5 protein-coding genes are annotated in these 7,604 nt (G+C 71.4%); 3 read left to right on the forward strand and 2 right to left on the reverse strand.

Going from position 1 to position 7,604, the window contains the following annotated elements; genetic code table 11:
- Positions 1 to 604: TetR/AcrR family transcriptional regulator (locus E2E34_RS27950; RefSeq protein WP_138904673.1), on the forward strand; the 604-nt coding region annotated here is incomplete at its 5' end.
- A gap of 158 nt (positions 605 to 762) precedes the next feature.
- On the opposite strand, the gene E2E34_RS27955 is transcribed toward E2E34_RS27950, so the two are convergent.
- Together E2E34_RS27955 and E2E34_RS27960 are read right to left on the reverse strand one after the other, a co-directional pair.
- Positions 763 to 3,216, reverse strand: a complete 2,454-nt coding sequence (locus E2E34_RS27955; protein WP_138904674.1) for a galactose oxidase early set domain-containing protein — start codon at positions 3,214 to 3,216, stop codon at positions 763 to 765.
- Complete coding sequence (locus E2E34_RS27960; RefSeq protein WP_244316178.1) at positions 3,213 to 4,694, reverse strand: ArnT family glycosyltransferase; 1,482 nt, start codon at positions 4,692 to 4,694, stop codon at positions 3,213 to 3,215. The genes E2E34_RS27955 and E2E34_RS27960 overlap by 4 nt, the downstream gene beginning before the upstream one ends.
- A 422-nt stretch (positions 4,695 to 5,116) precedes the next feature.
- Here E2E34_RS27960 and E2E34_RS27965 point away from each other — a divergent pair, with 422 nt between their 5' ends.
- Both E2E34_RS27965 and E2E34_RS27970 read left to right on the forward strand, forming a co-directional pair.
- Positions 5,117 to 6,331 carry a glycosyltransferase gene (locus E2E34_RS27965; RefSeq protein ID WP_138904676.1) on the forward strand — a complete coding sequence of 405 codons (1,215 nt, stop codon included), beginning with the start codon at positions 5,117 to 5,119 and terminating at the stop codon, positions 6,329 to 6,331.
- Positions 6,328 to 7,602 carry a glycosyltransferase gene (locus tag E2E34_RS27970; RefSeq protein ID WP_244316180.1) on the forward strand — a complete coding sequence of 425 codons (1,275 nt, stop codon included), beginning with the start codon at positions 6,328 to 6,330 and terminating at the stop codon, positions 7,600 to 7,602. The genes E2E34_RS27965 and E2E34_RS27970 overlap by 4 nt, the downstream gene beginning before the upstream one ends.
- Positions 7,603 to 7,604 lie beyond the last annotated feature (2 nt).

Below are 7,604 nucleotides of genomic sequence, written 5' to 3' on the forward strand. Positions count from 1 at the left end.
CGCCGACGCCGCACCGCCCCGCCGCCCGGGCCTGCGCGAGCGCAAGAAGCTCAAGACGCGGATCGCCATCCGCACCGCGACCTACCGGCTCATCGCCGAGCAGGGGTACGAGGCCACCACCGTCGAGCAGATCGCCGAGGCCGCCGAGGTGTCGCCCTCGACCGTCTTCCGCTACTTCCCGGCCAAGGAAGACATCGTCATCACCGACGAGTACGACTCGCTGATGGAGTCGGCCCTGCGCGCCCGACCGGCCGACGAACCGCTGGTCGAGTCCCTGCGCCTCGTCGTCACCCAGGCCCTGCGGCACTCGCTGACCCACGAGCCCGAGGAGATGCTGACGCGTTCGCGGCTGCTGACCGAGGTGCCCGCCGTACGCGCCCGCATGATGGAGAGCATCTCCGTGACGGGCCGCATGCTGTGCGAGGTCGTGGCCGAGCGGACCGGGCGGCGGGCCGACGACCTCGAAGTGCGGGTCGTCTCGATGGGGTTCGTCGCCGCCCTGATGGAGACGACCGTGTACTGGGCCGAGCGCGGCCGGCAGGACGACCTGATCGCCCTCGTCGACCGCACGCTCGACACCCTCGACCACGGCTTCCGGCTGTGACACCCGCGAACGGGCCGGCGGCCCGGCCCCTCACCGGAGCCCGGACCGCCGTACGGGGCCGGGGCCGCGGCCGCCGGAGGACCGGGCCGGCCGACTGACCGGCCCGGCCGTACCCGATCAGGCCCGGCCGGCCGTGCCCGGCCGGCCCTCCGCACGGCTCACCGCGTGCGGAAGTCTCCCTTCCCGCAGGCCCTGCCGTCCTTGTTCCGGTCCAGGCCGTGCCGGTCGCGCCGCACGTCCAGCACGCCGTACCCCTTGGACTTCAGCCACGCGCACCGGTCGGCCGTCGGCACCTTCACCGGGAACTTCCACGGCACGCATGTGCTGACCTCGCCGTACGCGTGGTCGCACCCGTCGTACCCCTCGGGCAGCTTCACGCCCGGCCGCTTGCCCTTCGGCTTCCCGTGGTCCCCGTGCCCCGGTGCCCTCGGCTCCGCCGCCAGCTCGTCGGCCCAACTCTGCACGCGCTGCGCCGCCACCTGCCCCTGCGGCCCGATCCGCACCCACTTCGACACCGACGGCACGCCCTTCGCGTCGACGACCGACAGCATGTACCAGCCGGGCGGCGCCAGGTTGGGGTTGCTGGTGAGGCTGAGGTCGATGGTGTTGCCGTTGACCGTCATCGGCAGGTCGACGAGGCGCTGGTTCGGGTCCGAGGAGTGGGTGACGGCGGCGGGGCGGATCAGCGACGCCTTCACCACCGGCCGGTCGACCGTGATGCGCTGCGCCGAGCCGTACGCCCAGTTCTGCGAAGCCACCGACATGATCTTCGGGCGGGCGCCCTTGAAGAAGTACGGCGGCTTGTAGATCGACACCCGCTGCTCGAACGAGCCGTCGCCCGGGTTGTCCCCGACGCTCAGCACCCGGCCGTCCGGCAGCAGCGTGGACGAGGAGTGGTACGTGCGCGGCACCGGGTCGGCGGCCAGTCCCGGCTGGAAGGTGTTGGTCGCCGGGTCGTACATCGACGCCTCGAAGACCGGGTCCTCGCGGTACGTGTGCAGCGCGCCGCCCGTCTCCAGGACCTTGCCGTCCGGCAGGATCACCGCCGACAGGTACACCTTGCCCTCGGCGCCCTTCTGGAAGGTGCCGTCCTTGTACCTGCCCTGCGGCAGGTCGGGCCCGGGCACGTACGCGGGCGAGGCGGCCTTGAGGTCGATCAGGTCCACCAGCCGGTGCGCGTCGGGCGAGACGGTGTGGTTGCCGCCGCCGGCCGTGAGCACCTTCTGGTCCTGGGCGGGGGGCAGCAGCAGCGACGCGGACTGGTCGCGCTCGTCCTTCTTCCTCAGCCCGGGCACGTCGGTGATGGTGCCCTTCTCGTAGTCGTAGACGGAGGCTCCGGTGCCGGGCAGGCCGACGCCGAAGGTGTGACTGCCGCTGTAGAAGAGGCGCCCGTCCTGGAGGAGGATCATCGCCGGGTACAGGCCCCAGAACGACCAGGCCTGCTTGGCCTCGCCCATCGGGAGCCACTTGTTCTGGGCGTAACTGAAGTGCTCGTTGACGACCGTCCCGGCCGCGTCCTCGCCGAGGCCGCCGAGCGACAGGACGTCGCCGTTGCCCAGCGCGGTCGCCGACGGGTACCAGTGGCCCGCCAGCATGTCGTTGACCTTGAGGTACTTGTTGAGTTTGGGATCGAAGACGTAGCTGGTCCTCAGTCCCTTGTAGCCGACCGTTCCGTCCGCCGACGCGTAGTCCTTGTTGCCGCCCACCACGAGCACGCGGCCGTCCGGCAGTTGGACGTGCCCGGCGCAGAAGAAGTCCGAGGGCGTCGGGATGTCCGTGTACCTGCCGGTCACCGGGTCGAGGACGGACGACTTGAAGGTCCCGGCGGCGAAGGCGTCACGGTCGTTGCCGGAGCCGGCGATCAGCAGGACCTTCCCCGTGTGCAGCAGTACGGAATGGATGGCGCGCACCGGCGACTGGGCGGTCTGCACGGTCCACTGGCCCCTGCACTCGGGCCCCTTGCCCTCGCACGGGTCGGCGGGCGGCTCGGGCACGACGGTCGCGTCGACCATCGCGTAGTCGTCCGTGGTGAGCGAACCGACCCCGTAGAGCGCCGCGCCCCAGGTGATCTGGTCGGTGTTGGGGGGAATGACGGGTGTACGGACCTCCGTGCGGGCGTACGCCACGCTCTGCGGCAGGGTGTTGAGGTCGGCCCAGAAGACCCAGCCCGCCGTCTTGTCGTGCCGGAAGAGCGTCATCGCCACATCAGGCGACGTCGACTTGTACCAGAGGGACAGGTCGTACTGATGGCCCTCGGTGACCTGGGGCGCGCACGCGTTCTCCAGCATCATCGCCTTGCGGTCGCCGTCGGCGCGGCGGGTGAGGTCGACGCGCAGGGCGCGGGCCCCGGAGTGCGCGTCGTCCGTGACCGTGTACGCGTAGTCGTTGTCGCCCCAGCCGGACTTCTCGAAGCACTCGGGGAACTCGCCCTGCGCGTCGAGCGTTTCCAGACCGGCATTGGTTATCAGGTTCGGCGCGGCGCTGGCGGGCTCGGCGTCGAGCGGCGCCAGCCCGAAGCCCGCCGCGAGCAGGGCGAACGCGGTGAGGAACAGGCGCTTCCTGCCGCGCCCGCGTCTTCCTGCGTTCCTTCGGTACGAGTGGTGCGGGGTCATCCCTCCCCCTTCTGGAGCTGCTGGTCGCGCCGGTCGGCCCGGTCGACCCGGAGAATGTCGATCCGGCCGTCCCCCTCCCCGAAGCTCGCGACCGGCTCGCTGTGCTCGAACAGGTCGCGCAGCGTGGGCAGATTGTGCTGCTCGCCGCGCAGGGCGGGCGTGGACACGACGTAGTCGATGTCCTTCCAGCCGCGCGGCAGCGTCCTGGCTACCGCGGGGTCCTGGTCGAGCTTGTAGTGCCAGATGGCGCCGGTGCCCGGCCGGTATCCGGCCTCGACTGCGTCCAGCCACAGCACGCCGTCGGTCACGACGCGGGTACGTTCCCGGTCGCCGACCGGCGTCTCGCGCAGCCAGCGGGAGGCCGCGTGGTAGACGCCGTTGTCGTCACCGCGCACGGTGTCCCGGTCCTCGCGGTACCAGTGCGGGGCCACGAACACGGCGGCGGCGGCGAGGACGGCGGTGACCGCCGCCGGCCGCATCGCGCGGTGGCGGGACGGGACGAGGGCGATGAGCGCGACCCCCAGGCCGGTCACGGTGAGCGCGAGGAAGGGCAGCACCTGGGCGACGTACATCTGCGGCAGATAGCCGCCGGGGCGCAGCGCGACCAGGGCCAGTACCAGGACGGCGAGGGCGACGGGCCGCAGGCGGCGTACGGCGAGGCCGACGACGGCGGCCGCGCAGCCGGCGGCCAGCAGGTACGGGTCGCGCGAGAACCAGTCCAGGACCAGGGTGTTGGCGTCGGTCCCGTCCTGGAACACGGAGCCGCTGCCCTCGCGTCCGCCGAGCTGGAACTTCAGCGTACCGAGCAGCGAGACGTGGCCCGCGCCCGGCACCAGCTCGCCCTTGAGCGTCGCGTACAGGGGATAGAAGAGGCCGGTGAGGACCAGCCCGGAACCGAATCCCGCGAAGGAGAACTTCCGCGTCCTGGGATGGCTGCCGTGCCACAGCGTCACCAGGACGACGGGCAGCAGGACGGCGATCGTCTCCTTGGAGAGCACCGCCAGGGCGAACGCGCTGCCGGCGGCGATGTGATGCCACAGGTGGCGGCGCGGGGACAGGGCGAGCGCGAAGGCCGCCAGCGCCCAGACAACCGCGAAGTTGTCGAGGTAGATCTGCCGGTGCAGGGTCACGGCGAGCGGCGAGAGCCCGTACAGCAGCGTCGCGAAGGCGGCGGCGGGGCGGCCGAGGCCGATCCGGCGGCCCACGACGAAGACGAGGACCGCGCCGGCGGCGACGACGGGCAGCATCGCGATGCGGCCCTGGACGAACGTCGGCAGATCGGGGAAGAGCCAGGCCGGCAGCCAGGCCAGGCCCGCGAGCTGTATCCAGCCGAACGGCGGGTGGTCGTACCAGTAGGTGTAGTGGGCGAGGTCGCCGTTGCGCACCGCCCAGGCCTGCGCCAGGTACGTGCCCTCGTCGTCGTTCGGGAACGGGAAATTGCCTATGTTCCACGCGCGTACGGAAACGATCAGAATCAATAGCGGCGCCACCCAGGCGAAATCTCTGAGAAACGTGGAACCGCCCTGGGATTCCGGAGCTTTCCGAGTTGTGGCCGCCGCTCGACGCCGGCGTAATTCCGGACCGTTACGGGTATTGGCGCGCAGCACGGCGTTGCTCATGCAGATCCCCCCACCCTGCAGACCCCCCTGGCCTGCAGCTCCCCAGGATCCGACCCCCCGGACCCGGGCATGCCGCAGCAGCATGGCACACAACGGGCATGCCACATAAGAAGAATCTTGTATTCCGTTTGTGGCGGCGGCGTGCGTCCCAGGCGTCATTGCCGCGCGAAACAATCACCTGCTAGCTTCCCCGGCGGGGAGAGGAATAACAGAACACCGAGGAAGACCCAGGGGGGTAATTCGTGGTCTCCGCCGTCCTTTTATTGGACTCGCTCATACTCATGGCCACCGCCGGCGTCACGCTCTGGTGGATGGTCCATGCCTGGCGCACGCCGGAAACGCTGGAAGCGACCGCCTTCGCCGAACCCGACGGGCACCACGGCGTGTCCTTCTCGCTGCTGGTCCCTGCCCGGCACGAGGAGGCGGTGCTCCGGCACACCGTCGAGAACATGCTGAGGATCGACCATCCCGCCTTCGAGATCGTGCTGATCGTCGGCCACGACGATCCCGGCACCGCCGCCATCGCGCACCAACTGGCCGCCGAGCACCCGCACATGGTGCAGACCGTCGTCGACCAGCACCAGGTCAAGAACAAGCCGCGCGCCCTCAACACCGCGCTGCCGTACGCCAAGGGCGACGTCGTCGGCGTCTTCGACGCGGAGGACATCGTCCACCCCGAGCTGCTCAGCCACGTCGACTTCGCCTTCCGCCGCGACGACGCGGACGTGGTGCAGGGCGGCGTACAACTCGTCAACTACGACACCAGCTGGTACAGCCTGCGCAACTGCCTGGAGTACTTCTTCTGGTTCCGCAGCCGGCTGCACCTGCACGCCCGCAAGGGCTTCATCCCGCTCGGCGGCAACACCGTCTTCGTCCGGGCCGCGCTGCTGCGCGAGACCGGCGGCTGGGACGGCGACTGCCTCGCCGAGGACTGCGACCTGGGCGTACGGCTGTCCTCGCGCGGCGCCAAGGTCGTCGTCGCGTACCATGCCGCGCTCGTCACCCGCGAGGAGACACCCGACACACTGCTCGCGCTCTACAAGCAGCGCACCCGCTGGAACCAGGGCTTCCTGCAAGTCCTGCGCAAAGGCGAATGGCGCGGGCTCCCGGGCTGGCGCCAGCGCCTCCTCGCCCGCTACACCCTCTCCACGCCCTTCCTCCAGGCCGCCACCGGCATCATGATCCCGCTGGGTCTGCTGCTGGCCTGGGTGGGCGGCGTGCCCCTGCCGATCGCGCTCGTCGCCTGGCTCCCGATGGTCCCGATGGCCGCGATGATGGTCTTCGAGGCCGTCGCCCTGCACGACTTCGGCCGCGAGTACGGCTTCCGGATCGGCCCGTGGCAGTACGTGCGGCTCACGATCGGAGGCCCCGTGTACGCCGTCGTGCTCGCCGCGGCAGCGCTGCGCGCCGTCTGGCGCGAGTACACCGGGCGAAGGGACTGGGAACTCACCTCCCACATCGGCGCCCATCTGGAGCCCCAGCGGGAGGCACGGTGACGGCGGACCCGCTGGACCTGTCCTTCGGCGCGCCCTTCGGCCTGCCGGTCGACGCGTCGCCCCACAGCGCCCCTCACGGCGGACCTCCCGACGGGCCGCTCGAACCCCTCGACGTCTCCATCGTCGTCCCCACCCGCAACGAGGCCGGCAACGTCCGCGAGCTGCTGCGACGGCTCGCGGCGGCCGTGACCTCGGCCGGCCTCACCGCGGAAGTGATCTTCGCCGACGACTCCGCCGACCACACCTGCCAGGTCATCGCCGACGCCGCGTCCTCGACCCCGCTCCCCGTCGTCCTGCACCACCGGACGACACCGGCCGGCGGCCTCGGCGGCGCGGTCGTCGAGGGCATCGCCCGCTCCACCGCGCCCTGGATCGTCGTCATCGACGCCGACCTCCAGCACCCGCCGGAACTCCTGCCCGAGCTGCTGGCGCGCGGCAGATCGACCGGCGCCGAGCTGGTCGTCGCCAGCCGGTACGCGGCGGGCGGCGACCGGTCGGGGCTCGCGGGCGGCTACCGCAAGCTGGCGTCCGGCCTGTCCACCGGCGTCACCAAGGCCGTCTTCCCGCGCGCGCTGCGCGGCCTGACCGACCCGATGAGCGGATTCTTCGCGATCCGCCGCCGGGCGGTGGACCGGGCGGCCACCGGCGAGGACGGCCTCCAGCCGCTCGGCTACAAGATCCTGCTCGAACTGGCGGTACGGTGCCGGCCGAGCGGCATCGCCGAAGTGCCGTACGCCTTCGGGCAGCGGCACGCCGGCGAGTCGAAGTCGACCGTACGGGAGGGCCTGCGCTTCCTGCGCCACCTGGTCACCCTGCGCACGGCCGACCCCCGGGCGCGGGTCGCGGCCTTCGGCCTGATCGGCCTGTCCGGGTTCGTGCCCAACCTGGCACTGCTGTGGCTGCTCAACGGGCCGGCCGGCCTGCACTACGCCCCCGCCGAGATCATCGCCAACCAGGCGGGGCTCCTGTGGAACTTCCTCCTGGTCGACTCGCTCCTGTACCGCCTGCGACGCGGCCACCACCGCAGATCCCTACGGCTGCTCACCTTCGCGGCGGTCGGCAACGCGGACCTCGTCGCGCGCCTGCCCCTGGCGGCGCTGTTCATGGCCTGGGGCGGCCTGGCCGCCGTCCCCGCGACGGCGGCCGGCATGGTGGTGGTCTTCGCCGGCCGCTTCCTGCTGGTGGACCGGTGGCTCTACCGCCGGCGCGCCGAGCGGACCCCGGCCGCACCGGTCCGGATCGAAGCGCCGCTCCCCGATCCGATGCCGTGAGG

This window comes from Streptomyces albidochromogenes (assembly GCF_005981925.1).
GTDB classification, from domain to species: domain Bacteria; phylum Actinomycetota; class Actinomycetes; order Streptomycetales; family Streptomycetaceae; genus Streptomyces; species Streptomyces albidochromogenes.